Genomic DNA, 18,536 nt, shown 5'->3' with positions numbered 1-18,536 from the left:
CGGGGAGAGGTTGCGCAGGCAGCGCCGGTTTTTTCACTTGGCGTTTGCTCGATCGGTGCAAGCTCGTCTGAGCGGAGTCCATTCATGCAGCGCGGCTATCTCGATCACCTCAAGGCCTTCAAGGCCGTCGGCCGCGAGCGCTCCTTCACCAAGGCCGCCGCCAAGCTCGGCGTCTCGCAATCCGCCCTCAGCCATACCATCCGCGAGCTCGAGAGCCGGCTCGGCGTGCGGCTGCTGACGCGCAACACCCGCGGTGTCAACCCGACCGAGGCGGGCGAACGCCTGCTGCGCACCGTGGCGCCGCGGCTCGACGACATCGAAGCCGAGCTTGCGAGCCTCAGGGACTTCCAGGACCGGCCGGCCGGCACCATCCGGATCAGCGCCGGCGATCACGCCGTCCGCGCCATCCTGTGGCCGAAGCTCAAGCGGCTGCTCGCGGCCTATCCGGACATCAATGTGGAGTTGGTTTCGGACAACAAGCTCGTCGACATCGTCGAGGAGGGTTTCGATGCCGGCGTGCGCCTCGGCGAGCAGGTTGCCAAGGACATGATTGCGGTGCGCATCAGCCCCGACATCCGCTTTGCTGTGGTCGGCGCGCCGTCCTATCTGGATGGCCGCTCTCCGCCGGAACGGCCCGATGATCTCGTTGGTCACCGCTGCATCAATCTGCGGCTGTCGACCCATGGCGGTCTTTACGCCTGGGAGTTCGAGAAGCGGGGCAAGGAGCTGAAGGTGCGGGTGGAGGGGCAACTCGCCTTCAACAGCATTTTCGAGTTCTATGAGGCGGCACTCGCCGGTTTCGGCCTGGCTTACGTTCCGGAAGACATGGTGCTGGCGGATGTTGCCGGCGGCCGACTGCGACGCCTGATCGAGGATTGGTGCGTGCCCTGGACCGGCTACCATCTCTATTACCCGATCAGCCGCCAAACCTCGGCCGCGTTCGATCTGGTCGTCGATGCGCTTCGCCATCGCCGCTGAGGCCTGTCCGCCGGTCTGATGATGGTCACGCCACGCGGGCGCCGCTCTCCGGATCGGCGGGCGCGATCGGCCTGGTCTCGGCGCGCGCGACGATGGCGTCGAGCGTCGCGACGGCCCGGCTGGTCATCTCGTCGATCGGCGGGACCATGCCGCCCGAGGCGAGCTCGACCCGGTTGCGGCCCCTCTGCTTGGCACGGTACAGCGCGCCGTCGGCGACGCGCAGGATCTCCGGCAGATCGATGCCGGCCTCGGGATAGGCGGCGACGCCGACCGAGATCGTCACCCGCGGCAGCATGCCGTCACCATAGCTGATGTTGAGCGCCTCGACGCGGGCGCGCAGCTCCTCGGCGCGCAGCGCGGCTTCCTCGATGGTGCAGTTCGGCAGCAGCACCACGAACTCCTCGCCGCCGAGGCGGCACGGCACCTCGCCGTCGGCGAACGTCGCCTTGAGGATCTCGCCGATGTGGCGCAGCACGGTGTCGCCGGCCTCGTGGCCGTGATTGTCGTTGAACGACTTGAAGTGATCGATGTCGAGTGTCACGACGCTGACCGGCGTGCGGCTGCGCGCGGCGCGCAGCAATTCGCGGCGAGCGGTCTCGATCAGGTAGCGGCGGTTGTTCAGCCCGGTCAGCGCATCGCGCAGCGACTGATCGCGCAGGCCCTCGCGCAGCTTCACGTTGGCGATGGCGATCGACAGATGCTCGGCGCAGGCGAGCCCCAGCCTTGCGCGATCGGCAAAACGCGCCTTGGCCTCGGCCTCGGTCTCCTGGCCCGTGGAGTTGTATTCGACATGCAGCAGGCCGACGGTCTCGCCATGGGCCAGGATCGGGATGCAGCAATAGTTCTCGTTGACGCCGTCATGCACGTGGTCGCAGCGGAATTCGACCTCGCTGGTGCCGTGGATGTAGACGTGGCCGCGGCGCAGGCTCCAGCAATCGTCCGGATGCAGCGCGCGCGTCGTCGAGCTGCCGTTCCATTCGGCGGCGATCTCGAGCACGTCGCGGCTGTCGGCATAGATGTAGAGCGCGCCGGTGCATTCCGGCATCAGGCCACCCAGCACTGTCGAGATCATCTGGTACAGCTCCGGCTCGGACTTTGCCGATTGCAGCCATTCGCTGAGCTCCGACAAGGTCCGTGTCGCTGCGTTGAGCCGTTCGTTCTCGACCAGACTCGCGCGGAACACCGCCAGCGCCCGCGCCATCAGGCCGAGCTCGTTGGTGTGATCGGCATAGGGGATCTCGGTCTGCAGCTCGCCCTTGGCGATCGCCTCCATGCTGCGCGTGATCCGGAAGATCGGCATCGAGACGTCGTGAATCACGAAGAGCAGCGTGGCAAGCCCGATCATGATACTGACGCCGTTGACCGACCACAGCACACAGCGAAAGATCTGCGCGTCCAGCGTTGCGCTGTTGATCGCGCTGTCCGCGCGGTGATCGGCGAGCCTGATGCCGTGCTCGACCGCATCGACCACGGCCTGGAAGAGCGGGGGCGTCTCGATGTTGACGACACGCTCCAGACGGTCGCGGTTGGCGCCGACCTCCGGCTCCAGCATGACCGCCTGCTGCTTCTGATACATGTCCCATTTGTTGACGAACTGGTCGAACGCCATCCTCATCGGCGCGTCGTCGCCGATGCTCTCCTTGAAGCGCGCGATCTTCGCATCGACCTCGGTGGTGCGGCGGCGGAGCTCCTGCTCGGCCGCGGCACGCGGCTCGGCCGCCGTGGACAATGCGGCGCGGATCGCGACGAGGTGGGTGTGGGCGACATCGACGTTGAGATCGGCGAGGGCGCGGATCTCCGGCAGCCGGTCGCGGTTGATGCTCTCGACCGCGTCCTGCAGCGCCGACAGCCGCATCGTCGCCAGCACGGACACGCCGGCCAGAATGGCCAGCAGCAGGAAGACCGAGGTCAGGAGCGAGTTCCTGATCGACACGCTCAGGGAGATCTGCGGCAGATTGAGAGCCATGACACCGACGCTGCACCAATGGCTTGCGATCGGTCGAAGCGGCGCGCACGGACTGGCGCCTTTCCCCTCCAAGCCCCGCAGCAACTACACCCGGGGGCGGATTGCGATTGGGTTACGGCGGCTCCGTAGAGCACCGGGGGGCGGTACCAATGGCGCGGCTGGTTAAGGTCGCGTGTCGCTGCAGAGTGAATTTCGTACTAACGATGCAGCCGGGCACGGGGATCGGTGATCGATTCTGAAGAGATGGGCAATCGCGGCACGGTCGTCTGCTAATGAGTTCCTCCATCATGCCCGGGCTTGTCCCGCCTGCGCGGCCGAAGCCGCTCCGGCGCGGCGAAGGCGGGACAAGCCCGGCTATGACGACGTGAAAACAGACCAAAGCCATACGCAGAGCGCCTGATACGACAGTCCTAAGGCGCGGGGCGGATGCCCCGGGCCAGGTGCAGCCTTGTCGTGCTTGCTACGATGATCGCGCCGTCCGAGTCAGCCCCACTTCATCTCGCCCTTCGCCACCTTGGCGCCGATGTCGAGGGCGACGCCCATGCCGAGGCCCGGGAATTTCGCCTCCATCGCGGCCTTCAGCGCCGCGGCGTCCTTGGCCTTGGCGAGTTCGTCCTCGAACGCGATGAGATAGGCCTTGGTGTGCCGAACGCCGGACAGGTCCGTTGTGGCGTCCGCGACGGCATGGCCGGCGACCACAATGGCCGGAGCGCGCGCGGCGATTGTGTCGAGGGTCGCGATCCAGGCGGCGCGCTGCTCCTTGCTCGGGGTGTCGGCGGTCCAGACATGGACGCCCGAGAAGATCATGACGCCGCCGAACACGGCCTTGAGCGAGGGCACCCAGAGATAACGCCGGTTGGCGAGCCCCTCGGCAGCGACGATCTCGATCGTCTCGCCATCGACCGACAGCGACGGGCCATCGAACGGCTCGGGCAGAACGATGTCGGCCATCGTCTGCGGGCCGTTCTCCTTTAGCTGCGGACCCCAGACGGCGAGCTTCTTCTCGACGTTGCCCTTGATCGCCTCGACGGTCGCCGTGGCGGCGATCACCTTCGCGCTGGGAAAAGCCTCGCGGATCGGCTTGAGGCTGAAGTAGTAGTCAGGATCCGACTGGCTGACATAGATCGCGGTCAGCCTCTTGCCGCTCGTCTTGATCGCGGCCGCCACCGCGCGGCCATCCGGATAGCTGAAGCCGCCATCGATCAGCAGCGCTTCGGTCGGGCCCGACAGCAGCACGGGCGCGCGGAAGAAGCCGTTCGGGGCGGCCGGAAAATGCGTCCAGCTCAGCTTGCTGTCGGCGGCATGGCCCGTCACGGACGCGTCGAGAATGGTTGCGGCGGTCCCTGCAAGGGCTGTCGTCATGATCTGTCTCCGTGTCGGCATCTCAGTCTCCTTGGTGTTGTGAAAGGATGAAGCCAGGCGGCAGACCGCGCTCCGGCCGTGGACGACGGCCGGGTGATTTGTGCCGGGCGTGGGCTGGTTGGCTCAGGCCGCTCCGAGCTGCGCGAGCAGGCCGTCGATCGGCTGGTACAAGACGTTGCCGGGCAGGGGCTTCTGATCCGTGCCGTCCCCGGCCAGCAGGGCCGGTACGCCTGAGAAGCCGTGGCGCCGCATCAGGGCCTGCGCGGTCTGGATGCGGCGGCCATAGGCTTCGAGGAGCAACGGGTCGCGCGCCAGCATGCGTTCGGCGGCCTCTGCGAAGCCGAGCGATCGAAGGAGCTCGCTGACGCCCGCGGCGCTCACGATGTCCTGGCCCTGCACATAGCGCGCGAGCTGCAGCTCCTTCAGCGCCGTGAGCTCCCGGGCGGGCTCGGTGACGTGGACCGCCGTCAGGCCGAGGGACGCGGCGGTCGAGTCGAACGCGCCGCCGGCGCCGAGAATGCGGGTGCGGTAGGCGTCGGTAAAGCGCTGCCCGGTCAGCTTGGCGATGCGCTGATCGTTGCTCCAGGCATATTCGGCAAATTGCGTATCCATCCGGCCGGCGCCCCGGCCCGCGAACAGGCCGGTGGGCAGCAGCTCAAGCGCAACCGTATCGCGGGCGGCGAGCTTATCGAGCACCGGGCCGGCCCCGTAGCACCAGCCGCAAAGCGGGTCGAACAGATAGGTCAGTCGCATCTCCAGAACCCTGTCTCGGATCGCCATGGCGCTCACATAGCCCGATCTGCTTTGTTGAGAAAGGCAGCATAATCGGACAGACTGTATGCTAAAGGCTGACAATCACATCGGGGCAACATGGAGCCGATCAATCTCAACCGCCTCGTCTATTTCGCGGCCGTGGTCGATGCCGCGTCCTTCACCCGCGCGGCCGGCCGGCTTGGGATCAGCAAGGCCGTGGTCAGCCAGCAGGTCGCCCAGCTCGAGCGCGAGCTCAGAACCGACCTGCTGGTGCGGACCACGCGCCGGGTCGAGCCGACCGAGGCCGGCCGTCTGCTGCATGCCCGATGCGCCGCGATCCTGCGCGAGGCGGAGAGCGCGATGGCCGAACTGGCGCAGACCAACGCCGCGCCGATGGGCCTGCTGCGGATCGCCGCGCCGAACGACTACGGCACCTGCACGCTCGCGCCGATCGTGACGGCATTCTCGCGGGCCTATCCGGCCTGCCGGGTCGAGCTGATCCTGTCCGACAGCAAGATCGACCTCGTCGCGAGCCAGATCGATTTCTCGATCCGCGTCGGATGGCTCGACGATTCCACCCTGCAGACCCGGCGGATCGGCAGCTTTCGCCAGTTGCTAGTGGCCGCTCCGAACGCAATCAAGCGCGTCGCGCATCCGCGCGACCTGGCCGCGCTGCCCTTCATTGCGAATGCGGCGCTGAAGGAACCGCTCACATGGCAGTTCACGAAAGGGAGTGCCACGCGGGAAATCGTTCAGATGAGCCAGACGCTGACCATCAACACGACGCCGGCCGTGCTCGCCGCGACCCTGGCCGGCGGCGGCCTTGCGGTGCTGCCCGATTTCCTGATCGGCGACGATCTCGCGGCCGGTCGCCTCGTGCCCATCCTGCCGTCCTGGACGCTGCCGTCCGGCGGCATCCATGCGGTGTTTCCGGCGGCGCGCTTCCGTGCGCCGAAGGTGACGGCGTTCGTGGCGATGCTGATGGACGAGCACAAGCGCCAGGCTGCAAAACGCCCAAGCCCGCGATGAGCGCGGCGTGCCGGATCACCGCGCCGGCACGAGCTCTGTCAGCGAGCGGATGATGCGGTCGGGCTTCACATGGGTGCCTTCGGGCAGGCCGTCGCCATGGACGTCGATCCAGATCGAATAGATGCCGAGCCGCTGCGGCGCCTCGATCTCCCATTCCAGATTGTCGCCGATCATCCAGGTGTCCTCGGGACCGACGCCGAGCCGCTCCATCGCGTGCAGATAAGCGCGTTCCTCGGGCTTGCCGAAGCCGTGCTCGCCCTCGATCTGGATGTGGTCGAAGCGGTGCGCCAACGCGAAGCGCTCGATCTTGGCGCGCTGCTGGTCGGCGGCGCCATTCGTCACCAGTGCGAGCCTGACGCCGCGCGCCTTGAACGTATCGATCGCCTCATGAGCGCCGGGGAAGATGAACATCTGCTCGTCGCGATAGGCGGTGAAGCGGTCGGCGATGCGGATCGCAAGCTCGTTCGGCAGTGCCGGGCCGTGGCTTGCCAGCGCAGCGAAGCCGCCCTTCACGACCTCCTGCCGCGCCTGGATCAGCTTCATCCGCCATTCGGCGCCGGCGACCGACCAGAAGCTGCGCGCCGAGCCGACGATGGCCGCCGCCACGGCCTGTGGCGCGTGCGGCAGGAGTTCGTCGGCGAACTCGGTGGCGACGATATTCCAGGCGATCTCTGGCCGGCCATAGGCCGAGAGAATTGTGTCGTCCATGTCGATTAACATGGCGCGGGGGAGGGGAGCGGTCATATCGGATTTACGCGTCGAGAGAACGAGAGTTTCACGGCCATTTCACCTCGGGGGGCATCGAGGACAGGATCGACTCGACGTTGCCGCCGGTCTTCAACCCGAAGGTGGTGCCGCGGTCATAGAGCAGGTTGAATTCGACGTAGCGGCCGCGTCGGATCAGCTGCTCCTCGCGGTCCGCCTCGGTCCATGCTGCGCCGAAATTGCGCCGGACCAGCTCCGGATAGACCTTCAGGAAGGCGCGGCCGACATCCTGGGTGAAGGCGAGATCGGCCTCCCAGTCGCCGGAATCATGATGGTCGTAGAAGATGCCGCCGATGCCGCGCGGCTCCTTGCGATGGGGCAGATAGAAATATTCGTCGCACCAGCGCTTGTACTTGTCATACGGGGCCACCGTGGCGTGCGCATCGCAGGCGCCCTGCAATGCCGCGTGGAAGGCGAGCGTGTCCGGATCCTCTTGATTGCGGCGGCGGTCCAGCACCGGGGTGAGGTCGGCGCCGCCACCGAACCAGGCCTTGGTCGTGACGACGAAGCGGGTGTTCATGTGCACCGCCGGCACGTGCGGCGACCACAGATGCGCGATCAGGGAGATGCCCGAGGCCCAGAACCGCGGGTCCTCGGACGCGCCGGGAATCTGGCTGCGGAATTCCGGGGCGAACTCGCCATGCACGGTCGAGCAGTGCACGCCGACCTTTTCGAACAGCCGCCCGTGCATCATGCCCATGACGCCGCCGCCGCCCGGCGCGCCGCTATGGTCGGTGCGCTGCCAGGGCGTGCGCACGAAGCGGCCGGGCTGGCGCGGATGGAGCGCGGCCGGCGCCTCGTCCTCGAGCTGTTCGAACGCGGCGCAAATCTGGTCGCGCAGGCTCTCGAACCAGGCGCGGGCGCGGGCCTTGCGATCCTCGATGGCGGCAGTGGTCATGAACCTTCCCCTGGCACATTGTCGTTCACGCTGCTGTCAAGAGAGGGTGACAGCTGTTGGTGACAGCGCTGTTATCGCTGCAGGTGAAGTCCTACCACAAGTGATCAGGCCTGCGGACCGAAATAGGTGCAGGTCTCGCGGCAGCTGTCACGGTGGACGCTGACCTTGGTGACGTGGCCGATGGAGCGGACGCGCTCATAGATGAAGCGTGACAGGTTCTCCAGCGTCGGCAGCCCGATCGCCTCGATCTTGTTCAAGAACTTATGGTCGAGCATGGCTTGGATCTCGCCCAAACGCTGTGTCAGCAGGCCGAAATCGACGACCATGCCGGTCGTCGGGTCCGGCGTGCCGCGCACCGTGACCTCGGCGCGGAAGGAATGGCCGTGGATCTCCTGGCTGGCTTCCCCGAGCGTCGTATGCGCCAGCGCATGCGCGGCCTCGAAGGTGAACGATTTGGTCAATTCCCACATCGGAAGGGTCGAAGTCCTCTATCTGATGCCGATCATCTTGTGCGTCTGCAGGCTGAGCCGCCATTGCGGATGATGCTGGCAGTATTGAATCGCGCGAGCCGTGTTCGCAGCCGCCTCCGGCCCGTCCATCGGCTGCAGCGAGAAGCGCTGAAAGGCGAGGTCGACGAACCGCTCCGGCTCGGCGCCGTCCTGCGGATAGACCAGCTTCAGCTCATGGCCCTGCTGCAGCTTCAGCTCTGCGCCGGCTTTCGGGCTGACGCAGATCCAGTCGATGCCGTCCGGCGGAATGAGCGTACCGTTGGTCTCGATCCCGACCGCGAAGTCCAACGCATGGAGTGCCGCGATCAGGTCCGCATCGACCTGCAGCAGCGGCTCGCCGCCGGTGAGGATCGTATAGCGGTCGGCCGCACCGCCTGTCCATTGCCCGGCGATGGCCGCGGCAAGTGCAGCGGCATCCTCATAACGCCCGCCGAACGTTCCGTCGGTACCGACGAAATCGGTGTCGCAGAACCGGCACGTCGCGGTTGCGCGATCGGCCTCGCGCCCGCTCCATAGGTTGCAGCCGGCGAAGCGGCAGAACACGGCGGCGCGCCCCGCCTGGGCGCCTTCGCCCTGCAGGGTCATGAATATTTCCTTCACCGCGTAGCTCACGCTCACGCTCCTTCAGATTGCAATTGGACGAAATGTCCAACCTGGCGCAGTGCTTCGCCCGCGGCCATCGCGGCGGCCATGGCGACGTTGAGCGAGCGCAGGCCGGGCCGCAGCGGAATGCGCAGCCGCGCGTCGGCGATCTCCACCACCGTGTCGGGCACGCCGGCGCTCTCGCGCCCAAGCAGCAGGATGTCGTCCGCCTTGTAGCTGAAATCCAGGTAGGAGGTTGCCGCCTTGGTGGTGAACAGCAGCAGCCGGTGGCCCTGCGCGGCCCGCCAGTCCTCGAAGGCGCTCCAGGAATCGTGCCTCCGCCATGCGAGATGATCGAGATAGTCCATGCCGGCGCGGCGAAACTGCCGGTCCGAGACGGCGAAGCCGGCCGGCTCGATGATGTGGGCCGCGAGCCCGAGGCAGGCGCACAGGCGCAGAATCGTTCCGGTGTTTTGCGGAATGTCGGGCTGATAGAGCGCGATCTGCATGCGAATTGGTCTTAAGAATTGGGCGGAACATCCGCTTGGTGAGCGGGAATTGGTGCATGGCGTGCTGCGGGGCCGATAGCGGGCTTGCGCTCGTATCGCAAGGGTGCCAATAGAACGATTCTGGACGGCTTGTTCCCCACCAGGGGCGGTGGCATGAGCTGTTTTCTGCCGCCGCGGGGGACGCGGGCGCCGGCAGGCATCTCCCGATCACGTGCATTCCAACGTCGAGCGGGGCGGTTCCACCGGCTGCAACGAAGAAAGGGTTGGAATCGTGACAGCGTCTACTGCGGATCATCCGACACGCCGGGATTTTCTTTATGTCGCCACGGGCGCAGCCGCGGCGGTCGGTGGCGTGGCCACCCTGTGGCCCTTCATCTCTCAGATGAATCCCGATGCCTCGACCATCGCGGCCGGTGCGCCGATCGAGGTCGATCTTTCGCCGATCGCCGAAGGACAGGACATCAAGGTGTTCTGGCGCGGCAAGCCGATCTACATCTCCCACCGCACCAAGAAGCAGGTCGAGGAGGTCCGTAAGGTTCCGGTCTCGAGCCTGATCGATCCGGCGACCGACCAGTCCCGCACCAAGGACGGTCATGAGCAGTGGCTCGTCGTGATCGGCATCTGCACGCATCTCGGCTGCATCCCGATCGCCCATGAAGGCAATTACGACGGCTTCTTCTGCCCCTGCCACGGCTCGCAATACGACGCCTCCGGGCGCGTCCGCCAGGGACCGGCGCCGCTCAACCTGCCTGTCCCGCCCTATCAGTTCGTTTCCGACACCAAGATCCAGATCGGCTGAGCGGACGTTACGTCCGCAAGCTCAAGCTCGATCGTGCAAGATAATTCTTTCAGGAACGCATCATGAGTGGACCTTCGAACTATCAGCCGAGCCATCCCGCCTTGAAGTGGCTCGAGCAGCGACTCCCCATCATCGGCCTGGTCCACTCGTCCTTCGTTGCCTATCCGACGCCGCGGAACCTGAACTACTGGTGGACGTTCGGCGCGATCCTGTCGATGATGCTGGGCGTGCAGATCATCACCGGCGTCATCCTGGCGATGCATTACACGCCGCACGCCGATCTCGCCTTCAAATCGGTCGAGCTGATCGTCCGCGACGTGAACTATGGCTGGCTGATCCGCAACATGCATGCCTGCGGCGCATCCATGTTCTTCCTCGCCGTCTATATCCATATGTTCCGCGGCCTCTATTACGGGTCGTATAAGGCGCCGCGCGAGGTGCTCTGGATCCTCGGCGTCATCATCTATCTCCTGATGATGGCGACCGGCTTCATGGGCTACGTGCTGCCGTGGGGCCAGATGAGCTTCTGGGGCGCCACCGTGATCACCAATCTGTTCTCGGCCGTGCCCTATTTCGGCGAGAGCATCGTGACCCTGTTGTGGGGCGGCTATTCGGTCGGCAACCCGACCCTGAACCGCTTCTTCGCGCTGCATTACCTGCTGCCGTTCCTGATCGCCGGCGTGGTCGTGCTGCACGTCTGGGCCCTGCACGTGGTCGGCCAGAACAACCCGGCCGGCGTCGAGCCCAAGACCGAAAAGGACACGGTGCCGTTCACGCCCTACGCGACGATCAAGGACTTCTTCGGCGTCACCTGTTTCCTGATCTTCTATGCCTGGTTCATCTTCTACATGCCGAACTATCTCGGCGAGGCCGATAACTACATCCCGGCCAACCCGGCGGTGACGCCGGCGCACATCGTGCCCGAATGGTACTACCTGCCGTTCTACGCGATCCTGCGCTCGATCCCGAACAAGCTCGCCGGCGTGGTGGCGATGTTCTCCGCGATCATCGTGCTGGTGTTCCTGCCCTGGCTGGACTCGGCCAAGACCCGTTCGAACAAGTACCGTCCGCTCGGCAAGCAGTTCTTCTGGATCTTCTTCGTCGTTTGCATCGGTCTCGGCTATCTCGGCGCGCAACCGCCGGAGGGCGTCTATGTCGTGCTCGGCCGCATCCTGACGGTGCTGTACTTCGCCTACTTCCTGATCGTGCTGCCGCTGCTCGCCCGGATCGAGCGGCCGCGGCCGCTGCCGAACTCGATCGCCGACGACGTGCTGGCGAAGTCAGGCCGCAAGGCGGTGGCCACGGCGGCGGTTGCACTGGTTGCCGCATTGTCGCTGCTCGCCGGCAGCACCGGCGACGCCCGCGCCAGCGAAGGTCAGGAGAACCCGCCGTCGGCGAAGTGGTCGTTTGCCGGTCCGTTCGGCACCTTCGATCGCGGCGCCGTGCAGCGCGGTCTCAAGGTCTATAAGGAAGTCTGCTCGAACTGCCACTCGCTGCAATATGTCGCGTTCCGCAATCTGTCGGAGCCCGGCGGCCCCGGCTACACGCCGGCGCAGGCGGCGGCCTTCGCGGCCGAGTACAAGATCAAGGATGGTCCGAATGATGCCGGCGACATGTTCGAGCGTCCGGGCCGTCCGGCGGACTATTTCCCGTCGCCGTTCCCGAACGAGCAGGCGGCACGTGCGGCCAATGGCGGCGCAGCTCCGCCGGACCTGTCGCTGATCGCCAAGGCCCGTTCCTACAAGCGCGGCTTCCCCTGGTTCCTGATCGACTTCTTCACCCAGTTCCAGGAGCAGGGCCCGAACTATGTCAACGCGTTGCTGCAGGGCTATGAAGAGACCCCGCCGCACGGCGTCACCATCCCGGAAGGTTCGTACTACAACAAGTACTTCCCCGGCCATGCCATCAAGATGCCGCCGCCGCTGTCGGACGGTCAGGTAACCTTCGATGACGGTTCGCCGGCTACCGTGAAGCAGTACGCCCACGACGTATCGACCTTCCTGATGTGGACCGCGGAGCCGCACATGGAAGCCCGCAAGCGGCTTGGCTATCAGGTGTTTGTGTTCCTGATCATCTTCGCCGGTCTGATGTACTTCACCAAGAAGCGCGTCTGGGCCGCCGCGCATTAGAGACGCACGGGCCATCGCGGCATGAGATCGAAAAAGCCCCCAGCTGGGGGCTTTTTGTTTTGGCGGTCGGCTGGTCGCCGCCAATTGCGTGACCTGGCGGAGGAGGGACGCATGACATCATGGCTGGCCTTTGCAGGTGCGGCAGTGCTCGAGATCGCCGGCTGCTTTGCGTTCTGGGCGTGGCTGCGGCTCGGCCAGTCGCCGCTGTGGCTGCTGCCGGGCCTCGCTGCGCTCGCCGGCTTCGCCATGCTGCTCACCATCGCCGACAGCCCGTTCGCCGGCCGCGCCTATGCCGCCTATGGCGGCATCTACATCACCGCGGCGCTGCTGTGGGGCTGGCTGGTCGAGGGCCATCGCCCGGATGGCTGGGACGTCACCGGCGCGGTCATCTGTCTGATCGGCATGGCCGTCATCCTGTTCGCCCCGCGCGCGATGCCGACGTAGCGTGCCGATGTTGCGACCCGGATGTCGCCCCACTCATCCGGCTCTCGATATGCTCACGTTCCAGCGAAGCCGACCGGCTGCAGTCGCGCGCGACACATATTTGCGGTAAACCGCATTCCCAACACCCCAACAGAAAATGCGGAGGACCACATGGGCACACTGATCAGCTTCAAGCGCCCCGACGGCCAGGAGGCCAAGGGCTATCTCGCCAAGGCCGCGCAGGCCGATGCGCCGGGAGTCGTCGTCATCCAGGAATGGTGGGGCCTGCAGGACCAGATCAAGGGGATGTGCGACCGCTTTGCGATGGCCGGCTTCAACGCGCTGGCGCCCGATCTCTACAAGGGCACGGTGGTGCCGTATCACGACACGGACGCGGCCGGGCGCGAGATGAACTCGCTCGATTTCATGGATGCGACCACGCAGACCGTGCGCGGCGCCGCGCAATATCTGGCCCGCAATGGCGCCAAGGTCGGCCTGACCGGCTTCTGCCTCGGCGGCGCGGTGACGATCATCGGTGCGACCAAGATCGATGAGCTCACGGCCGGCGTCGTGTTCTACGGCATTCCGCCGGAGCAGGCGGCCAAGCCCGCCGACGTCAAGATCCCACTGCAGGCGCATTTCGCCAATAAGGACGATTGGTGCACGCCGGCGCTGGTCGATGGGTTCGAGGCGGCGATGAAGGCGGCCGGCAAGTCGCTCGAGCTCTATCGCTACGACGCCGAGCATGCCTTCGTGAACGAGCAGCGCATGACCGTGCATGATCGCGCCGCCGCCGAGCTTGCCTGGGGCCGCGCCACGGCGTTCTTCCACAAGCATCTCGGCTGAGCTGAACGCGGCGGGCCACGCCCATCGGAAAAGATCGCGCCGCGTGGCTCAGACCGCGCGGGCGGTCTAGATCTCGGTCGACGACGGCTCGGCCTCGTCGGCAGCCGGCACGGTGTCTGTCGGATCGAGCGGGTCAGCGATGGTCGGCCCGTCGACGGAGCGCCGCCGACGCTTCGTCCGCTTCGCCTGCGCTTCGAGGAAGCAATCGAGCAGCGTCTGCTGCTTCGGGAGCGCATGCGACACTGAAGGCTGTTTGCCGCGGGCCATGTTAACCAAGGTAATTCAATATGGTTAACCAATCATTGCCATACTATTGCAGGGAAACAACGGTGCTGCCCCCGGGCCCGGCCAAGTTATGTAACTTTTTCGGCTCACGGCAACCAAGAGTGGGTGATTTATGCTCGCTGCACGCGCGCAACATGAGGTTGTGAGGTACGTCACACCCCTTGGCTGCAGCTTTCGCGCCGTCGGAACCCGCTTTATGCCCGCGAATCACCATTGATTCGCGGCCGGCTGAGCGCCGACCATCATCGCCCGGAATGGGGCTCGTTCGTTCAATGGGCGCGATCGCCTCGTCTCCGTTGCGTGGCTGAAACAATCTGAGGTAGTAGTTTCTGTCCTTCTGCTGACGGAGAGAGGCGTGCGTGTGGCCTTTGCGCTCGCCGGGCTGGGCGGCCTGAACGCCCATGGCGCCGGCTTTCTCGACACCGCCCGGGCCTGGGGCGTCGCGCCCGATCTGGTCACGGCGACCTCTGGCCAGATCCTGGTGCTGTCGGCCTGGCTGCAGGGCCTCGATCTGCGCCAGCAGCTGATCTCCACGGATCGCCTCCGCGATCAGACGTCGCAGCTGCGCACCTTGATGTTCGGCTATCCCGGCGTGTTCCGCCCGGCCTATGCTGAGGCACTGGCGCGCTTCGTCGCCTGGCCGGACTGGCGCGACGGCCCGTTCAACGTCCTCGCCGACCGGCTGCTGCCGGCGCAGCAATATGTCCCGGTGCGCAGCGAGGCCGACTTCGCGCAGGCCGCCGCGACCTTGAACGGGACGTCGATCGGCGTCGTGTTCAACACCTACGATCCCGAGGCCGGCACCGGACTCCTCTACGGCAACGACGCCGCGCGCGCGCTGCTGCCCTCCGAGAAGTCGATTGCCAACACCCACGCGGCGCAGGCGCGGCAGTCCGCGGCCAAGCTTGACCTGCGCTACGCCTCCGATGTCGCGGCCGAGCGCGCCATCCATCTGATCACGCCGGAGGCGATCAAGGCCGCGCTGTGGCTGTCGCTGTACGGCTTCACCAGGCTGCCGCAGGGACAGATGGACGGCGCCTATCACCGCGCCAGCATCATCTCCGAGTTGCACGGCTTCGACCGCGTTTTCGCCGTGCGCCCGCTCGCCAATGGCTGGCGGGGCGAGGCGCCGCAGAACTGGTTCGAGGTGCAGGACTGGACCACCGAGATGTGGTTCTCGGTCGGCTACAAGGCGGAGGTTGATGCGCTCAAGCGCATCAACGACCTGATCGCGGCGGGCGTCATCACCGATCCCAAATACAAGCGCGTTGATCTGGTCGAGATCCAGCCGGAAACGCCGGCCGGCTATTTCAACTACTTCGTCGAGCGCGGCGAAGTATACGAGAATGCGGTCATCGCGACTGAGCTGAAGTTTGCGGAGCTCGGGCTGACGAAGCCGCGTCCGTATTAGTACGGTACGAAATCCTGCGCTACGTTCGTCCGAAAGGCGTTTCCGTTCAACCAAACTTAAGACGAAATTGATTGGCTGGACGCGTCACGCTTCTGCGCGGCGGTCTGCTCTCGCTCACGGTCTAAGCTCATCTCTATCCGGCTGATATGTGCGCAACGACGCGTTCGCTCTCGCGACATCTTGGTCTCGTGCAAGGGCGCTGTGAACGATCGCGCTCGCCGCTTTCTCCAGGATTCTGCAATGAACAATCTCAAGATCAGGTCAAAGATCATCGTGCTGTTGCTGCTGCTTGGGCTGGTGAGCCTCGGCAGCGTCGTCTATTCAGGCTGGTCGATGAAGTCGATCGACAATCACTACTCGGACTTGATCGATCATGAGGACAAGGCGGCCGTTCTCAGCTCCCGATCGGGCCGGGTGCTGATGGCGGTGCTGGCCAATGCCTATAGCCTCGCATTTGAGTCCACCGACGCCGGCAATGCGCGTGTGCTGAAGGAACTGCGAGATAATCAGAAGCTCTATCTTGATCAGCTGGACGAAATCGCCCGGCTGGTTCCGGCCGTTGCCAGCCAGGTGTCCTCGACGCAGTCGACTGTGCGATCAGCGTTCGATCGCTGCAAGCCGGCGATCGACCAGGCGGGGTCGACCACGGATGAGGCCGGGACCTACGCCGCCGGCGTCGCCTTGAAGAAGACCTGCGAGCCGACGATGCTCAGCGCGCTCGCGACGCAAGGGCAACTGACGGAAGTCTTGCGGAATCGCTCGGCCCAGGTGTCGGACGGACTGACGGGAACTACGCATCAGACGATTTTCATCGCATCGGCCGCAACGCTGGCCGGCCTCGTGATCGCGCTCGTGGTATCTTTCTGGGTGTCGACATCGACCATCAGCCGTCCGATGGCCGAGGTCACCGATGCCATCGTCCGGATGGCGGGGAATGATTTCAGCGTCACCCTGTCGCACAGTGGACGCAGCGATGAAATCGGCCAGTTGGCGAAATCCTCGCTCGAACTGCGCGAGACCCTGGTGCGCGCGCGAGAGATCGAGGCGCAGGCGGCGCAACAGAAGCAGGAGGCCGAGCAGCGGCGTAAGTCGGACATGCAGAAACTGGCCGCGAGCTTCGAGGCGGCGGTGGGCGACATCGTCCGCACCGTATCGACGGCGTCATCGGATCTCGAAGTCGCTGCGACCGGTTTGAGCCGCACCGCAGACAGCACGCAGTCGCTGTCCTCGGTGGTGGCCGTCGCTTCCGAGCAGGCCTCCGCCAACGTGCAGAGCGTGGCCTCTGCGACGACGGAGATGTCCACCTCGGTCGGCGAGATCGCCCGCCAGGTCCAGGAGGCGTCGCGCATCGCCGACGAGGCGGTGAAGCATGCCGAGAAGACCGACGGCCAGATCAGCGAGCTCTCCGACGCCGCCAACCGCATCGGCGACGTCGTCAAGCTGATCACGGACATTGCCGGCCAGACCAATCTGCTGGCGCTGAATGCGACCATCGAGGCGGCGCGCGCCGGCGATGCCGGCCGCGGCTTCGCCGTCGTGGCGCAGGAGGTGAAGGCGCTGGCGGCGCAGACTGCGAGCGCCACCGGCGACATCAGCGCGCAGATCACGGCGATGCAGGGCGCGACACAAAATTCGGTCGCGACCATCAAGGAGATCGGCGGCACCATCAACCGCATCGCCGAAATCTCCGCCGCGATCGCGGCCGCCATCGAGCAGCAGGGCGCGGCGACTCAGGAAATCGCGCGCAACGTCGATCAGGCCGCCCAGGGCACCACTCAGGTCGCCTCCAACATCACCGAGGTCAATCGCGGCGCCGGCGAAACCGGCGCGGCGTCCAGCCAAGTGTTGAACTCGGCACAATCGCTGTCGCGGGAGAGCAGCCGGTTGAAGAACGAGCTCGACCGGTTCCTGGGACAGCTCCGCGCGGCGTAGAAACCGGACCTCTGTTCGCCGCCTTGGCATCGACGAAAGGCTCCCGAGAGGGAGCCTTTCTGCGTTGGCGCAGCATGGTCTCTCGCGCGAGATCCAGTCTGAGACACCGCGGGCCTCCGCCGCCTTCGTGGCGCGCGGCGAGATCTGTGAGGCTGGCGTCGTGGCGATTGCGCTGAAGTTTGCCGAACTGGGGCTGGTGAAGCCAACACCGCCGGCTTAGCTCGCGAACAGACCGCGCCGAATGCGTCCGCCCCGTTAGAGCCGCGTGGAGTCTGCATCGGGACGATCCACGGCCGGATGTCCAAGCCTCTGCCGTGCTTTCCGCAGGGTCTCAGAGGGTAGCTCACCCATCTCCCGGCGATAATCCGAGGCAAACCGACCCAGATTGCCAAAGCCGCATTTGAACGCGACCGATACGACGCTCGTCTTTGCATCGGGCTTTCCGAGAAGTTCTGACGCGCGCCGCAGTCGCACGCGCTTGGCGAAATGGCCGGGTGATCCGCGTCCGGTTTCCGAAAACTCTCGAAAGATCGATCTGGCGCTGACGCTGGTGATGCGAGCGATCTTCTCCATGTCGAGCGGCTCGTTCCAATGAGCCTCGATATACGACTCGACCATGTCGACAATGCTGCGATTGACGCGACGTGGGACGATATGCAGCCGATCGCTGAAATTGTGCCGGTGGGCCAGGAGCAGGCGGGTCATCAAGCTCCGCTCGAGCTCTGCGATCGCGAGGGGGGAGTAGTTCTGCCCGAACTTCTGCAACTCGTCCGCAGCCTTGAAAACGTCCTGCCGAACGAAAGCCATGACAGCCGGATCCGGACTGTCCTCCTCGAAGACCAATTCTCGATCGCTGCCATCGCCAAGGATCGCTCTCAACAGTCCCTGCAGGGGAGCGAACTCGACCCTCAACACCAGCTGGCGATATCCTGCGGGAAACTCCAGATCCAGTCTCGAACGTCCAGAGACGATCGGACTCCAGGCGGCAATCGGGTGGCCTGCTTTACCTGTCCGATAGGCTGCTGTCCCCCGGATCGAAAAGAACTGCCTGACGATCGTCGATTCCGGAAATGACAGCGACGCAGCGCCGTCATAGGCGCAGAACGCCAGCCCCGTGGCGCTCAGGGCCGCGAGGTTGGCCGCAATGCCGAACTCGGCATCGTGAATGTCGAAGCGATCGACGCCGTAGATGCCCATCATACGATCGCGCGCGAACTCGCAGTCTCGCGATCGAAATAACGGATAGCGATCTAGATACGAGATGTCGCGCAATCGGCCCCGCCCAGTTTGCATCCTTACGCGGCGCCGCGATCAACGTCTGTGCGAATCGGCGGCGTTGCGTAAGCACATTGCTGTGCAT

General features: G+C 65.3%; 19 protein-coding genes. 9 read left to right on the top strand and 10 right to left on the bottom strand.

Annotated features, from left to right (window positions below):
- Positions 1-84 precede the first annotated feature (84 nt).
- Positions 85-978: a LysR family transcriptional regulator gene (locus ACVIJ6_RS01185; protein WP_456771123.1), complete on the top strand. Its 894-nt coding sequence runs from the start codon at positions 85-87 to the stop codon at positions 976-978.
- Positions 979-1,003: 25 nt separating this feature from the next.
- Here the strand turns inward: ACVIJ6_RS01185 and ACVIJ6_RS01180 are convergent, their stop codons facing one another.
- The 3 genes from ACVIJ6_RS01180 to ACVIJ6_RS01170 all read right to left on the bottom strand — a co-directional run bounded on the left by ACVIJ6_RS01180 (position 1,004) and on the right by ACVIJ6_RS01170 (position 5,059).
- Positions 1,004-2,944: a diguanylate cyclase gene (locus tag ACVIJ6_RS01180; protein WP_456771122.1), complete on the bottom strand. Its 1,941-nt coding sequence runs from the start codon at positions 2,942-2,944 to the stop codon at positions 1,004-1,006.
- Between the two features lie 483 nt (positions 2,945-3,427).
- Positions 3,428-4,327 carry an MBL fold metallo-hydrolase gene (locus tag ACVIJ6_RS01175; RefSeq protein ID WP_456771121.1) on the bottom strand — a complete coding sequence of 300 codons (900 nt, stop codon included), beginning with the start codon at positions 4,325-4,327 and terminating at the stop codon, positions 3,428-3,430.
- Between the two features lie 102 nt (positions 4,328-4,429).
- Positions 4,430-5,059, bottom strand: coding sequence for a DsbA family protein (locus ACVIJ6_RS01170; protein ID WP_456776861.1), 630 nt, complete (start codon positions 5,057-5,059; stop codon positions 4,430-4,432).
- A 117-nt stretch (positions 5,060-5,176) separates the two neighbouring features.
- Here ACVIJ6_RS01170 and ACVIJ6_RS01165 point away from each other — a divergent pair, with 117 nt between their 5' ends.
- Complete coding sequence (locus ACVIJ6_RS01165; protein ID WP_456771120.1) at positions 5,177-6,088, top strand: LysR substrate-binding domain-containing protein; 912 nt, start codon at positions 5,177-5,179, stop codon at positions 6,086-6,088.
- Positions 6,089-6,103: 15 nt separating this feature from the next.
- Here the strand turns inward: ACVIJ6_RS01165 and ACVIJ6_RS01160 are convergent, their stop codons facing one another.
- The 5 genes from ACVIJ6_RS01160 to ACVIJ6_RS01140 all read right to left on the bottom strand — a co-directional run bounded on the left by ACVIJ6_RS01160 (position 6,104) and on the right by ACVIJ6_RS01140 (position 9,351).
- Positions 6,104-6,832 (bottom strand): HAD family hydrolase, encoded by a 729-nt coding sequence (locus ACVIJ6_RS01160; RefSeq protein ID WP_456771119.1) that lies wholly within the window; start codon positions 6,830-6,832, stop codon positions 6,104-6,106.
- 31 nt (positions 6,833-6,863) lie between these two features.
- Positions 6,864-7,751 carry an oxygen-dependent coproporphyrinogen oxidase gene (hemF, locus tag ACVIJ6_RS01155; protein WP_456771118.1) on the bottom strand — a complete coding sequence of 296 codons (888 nt, stop codon included), beginning with the start codon at positions 7,749-7,751 and terminating at the stop codon, positions 6,864-6,866.
- A gap of 104 nt (positions 7,752-7,855) precedes the next feature.
- Positions 7,856-8,221: a 6-pyruvoyl trahydropterin synthase family protein gene (locus ACVIJ6_RS01150; protein WP_041750538.1), complete on the bottom strand. Its 366-nt coding sequence runs from the start codon at positions 8,219-8,221 to the stop codon at positions 7,856-7,858.
- An 18-nt stretch (positions 8,222-8,239) separates the two neighbouring features.
- Positions 8,240-8,872 (bottom strand): 7-carboxy-7-deazaguanine synthase, encoded by a 633-nt coding sequence (gene queE / locus ACVIJ6_RS01145; RefSeq protein WP_456771117.1) that lies wholly within the window; start codon positions 8,870-8,872, stop codon positions 8,240-8,242.
- 2 nt (positions 8,873-8,874) lie between these two features.
- Positions 8,875-9,351 (bottom strand): tRNA (cytidine(34)-2'-O)-methyltransferase, encoded by a 477-nt coding sequence (locus ACVIJ6_RS01140; RefSeq protein ID WP_456771116.1) that lies wholly within the window; start codon positions 9,349-9,351, stop codon positions 8,875-8,877.
- 268 nt (positions 9,352-9,619) lie between these two features.
- Between ACVIJ6_RS01140 and petA the strand changes: the two genes are divergently transcribed.
- The 4 genes from petA (at position 9,620) to ACVIJ6_RS01120 (ending at position 13,548) form a co-directional block, all read left to right on the top strand.
- A complete protein-coding gene (petA, locus tag ACVIJ6_RS01135; RefSeq protein WP_085972692.1) occupies positions 9,620-10,150 on the top strand; it encodes a ubiquinol-cytochrome c reductase iron-sulfur subunit in 531 nt (176 codons plus the stop codon).
- 62 nt (positions 10,151-10,212) lie between these two features.
- Positions 10,213-12,279: a cytochrome c1 gene (locus tag ACVIJ6_RS01130; RefSeq protein ID WP_456771115.1), complete on the top strand. Its 2,067-nt coding sequence runs from the start codon at positions 10,213-10,215 to the stop codon at positions 12,277-12,279.
- Positions 12,280-12,390: 111 nt separating this feature from the next.
- Positions 12,391-12,723, top strand: coding sequence for a YnfA family protein (locus ACVIJ6_RS01125; RefSeq protein WP_456771114.1), 333 nt, complete (start codon positions 12,391-12,393; stop codon positions 12,721-12,723).
- A gap of 150 nt (positions 12,724-12,873) precedes the next feature.
- The gene (locus ACVIJ6_RS01120; protein WP_456771113.1) at positions 12,874-13,548 is read left to right on the top strand and encodes a dienelactone hydrolase family protein; all 675 of its coding nucleotides are present in this window, start codon (positions 12,874-12,876) and stop codon (positions 13,546-13,548) included.
- Positions 13,549-13,614: 66 nt separating this feature from the next.
- Here ACVIJ6_RS01120 and ACVIJ6_RS01115 read toward each other — a convergent pair whose 3' ends face one another.
- The gene (locus tag ACVIJ6_RS01115) at positions 13,615-13,791 is read right to left on the bottom strand and encodes a hypothetical protein (protein ID WP_456771112.1); all 177 of its coding nucleotides are present in this window, start codon (positions 13,789-13,791) and stop codon (positions 13,615-13,617) included.
- 397 nt (positions 13,792-14,188) lie between these two features.
- Between ACVIJ6_RS01115 and ACVIJ6_RS01110 the strand changes: the two genes are divergently transcribed.
- The 3 genes from ACVIJ6_RS01110 (at position 14,189) to ACVIJ6_RS01100 (ending at position 17,396) form a co-directional block, all read left to right on the top strand.
- Positions 14,189-15,244 carry a hypothetical protein gene (locus ACVIJ6_RS01110; RefSeq protein ID WP_456771111.1) on the top strand — a complete coding sequence of 352 codons (1,056 nt, stop codon included), beginning with the start codon at positions 14,189-14,191 and terminating at the stop codon, positions 15,242-15,244.
- 240 nt (positions 15,245-15,484) lie between these two features.
- On the top strand, positions 15,485-17,176 hold the full coding sequence (locus tag ACVIJ6_RS01105; protein WP_456771110.1) for a methyl-accepting chemotaxis protein: 1,692 nt from the start codon (positions 15,485-15,487) through the stop codon (positions 17,174-17,176).
- Between the two features lie 64 nt (positions 17,177-17,240).
- Positions 17,241-17,396: a hypothetical protein gene (locus tag ACVIJ6_RS01100; RefSeq protein ID WP_456771109.1), complete on the top strand. Its 156-nt coding sequence runs from the start codon at positions 17,241-17,243 to the stop codon at positions 17,394-17,396.
- A 35-nt stretch (positions 17,397-17,431) separates the two neighbouring features.
- Here the strand turns inward: ACVIJ6_RS01100 and ACVIJ6_RS01095 are convergent, their stop codons facing one another.
- Positions 17,432-18,373 carry a helix-turn-helix domain-containing protein gene (locus ACVIJ6_RS01095; RefSeq protein WP_456771108.1) on the bottom strand — a complete coding sequence of 314 codons (942 nt, stop codon included), beginning with the start codon at positions 18,371-18,373 and terminating at the stop codon, positions 17,432-17,434.
- Between the last annotated feature and the right edge of the window lie 163 nt (positions 18,374-18,536).

The sequence above is a fragment of the Bradyrhizobium sp. USDA 4369 genome (genome assembly GCF_054056435.1).
This window is presented reverse-complemented; position numbering and strand designations above follow the sequence as displayed.

Coding starts and splice junctions, on each gene's coding strand:
- ACVIJ6_RS01185 (WP_456771123.1), top strand. CDS start 85: ATGCAGCGCGGCTATCTCGATCACCTCAAGGCCTTCAAGGCCGTCGGC.
- ACVIJ6_RS01180 (WP_456771122.1), bottom strand. CDS start 2,944: ATGGCTCTCAATCTGCCGCAGATCTCCCTGAGCGTGTCGATCAGGAAC.
- ACVIJ6_RS01175 (WP_456771121.1), bottom strand. CDS start 4,327: ATGCCGACACGGAGACAGATCATGACGACAGCCCTTGCAGGGACCGCC.
- ACVIJ6_RS01170 (WP_456776861.1), bottom strand. CDS start 5,059: ATGCGACTGACCTATCTGTTCGACCCGCTTTGCGGCTGGTGCTACGGG.
- ACVIJ6_RS01165 (WP_456771120.1), top strand. CDS start 5,177: ATGGAGCCGATCAATCTCAACCGCCTCGTCTATTTCGCGGCCGTGGTC.
- ACVIJ6_RS01160 (WP_456771119.1), bottom strand. CDS start 6,832: ATGACCGCTCCCCTCCCCCGCGCCATGTTAATCGACATGGACGACACA.
- hemF (WP_456771118.1), bottom strand. CDS start 7,751: ATGACCACTGCCGCCATCGAGGATCGCAAGGCCCGCGCCCGCGCCTGG.
- ACVIJ6_RS01150 (WP_041750538.1), bottom strand. CDS start 8,221: ATGTGGGAATTGACCAAATCGTTCACCTTCGAGGCCGCGCATGCGCTG.
- ACVIJ6_RS01140 (WP_456771116.1), bottom strand. CDS start 9,351: ATGCAGATCGCGCTCTATCAGCCCGACATTCCGCAAAACACCGGAACG.
- ACVIJ6_RS01130 (WP_456771115.1), top strand. CDS start 10,213: ATGAGTGGACCTTCGAACTATCAGCCGAGCCATCCCGCCTTGAAGTGG.
- ACVIJ6_RS01125 (WP_456771114.1), top strand. CDS start 12,391: ATGACATCATGGCTGGCCTTTGCAGGTGCGGCAGTGCTCGAGATCGCC.
- ACVIJ6_RS01120 (WP_456771113.1), top strand. CDS start 12,874: ATGGGCACACTGATCAGCTTCAAGCGCCCCGACGGCCAGGAGGCCAAG.
- ACVIJ6_RS01105 (WP_456771110.1), top strand. CDS start 15,485: ATGAACAATCTCAAGATCAGGTCAAAGATCATCGTGCTGTTGCTGCTG.
- ACVIJ6_RS01095 (WP_456771108.1), bottom strand. CDS start 18,373: ATGGGCATCTACGGCGTCGATCGCTTCGACATTCACGATGCCGAGTTC.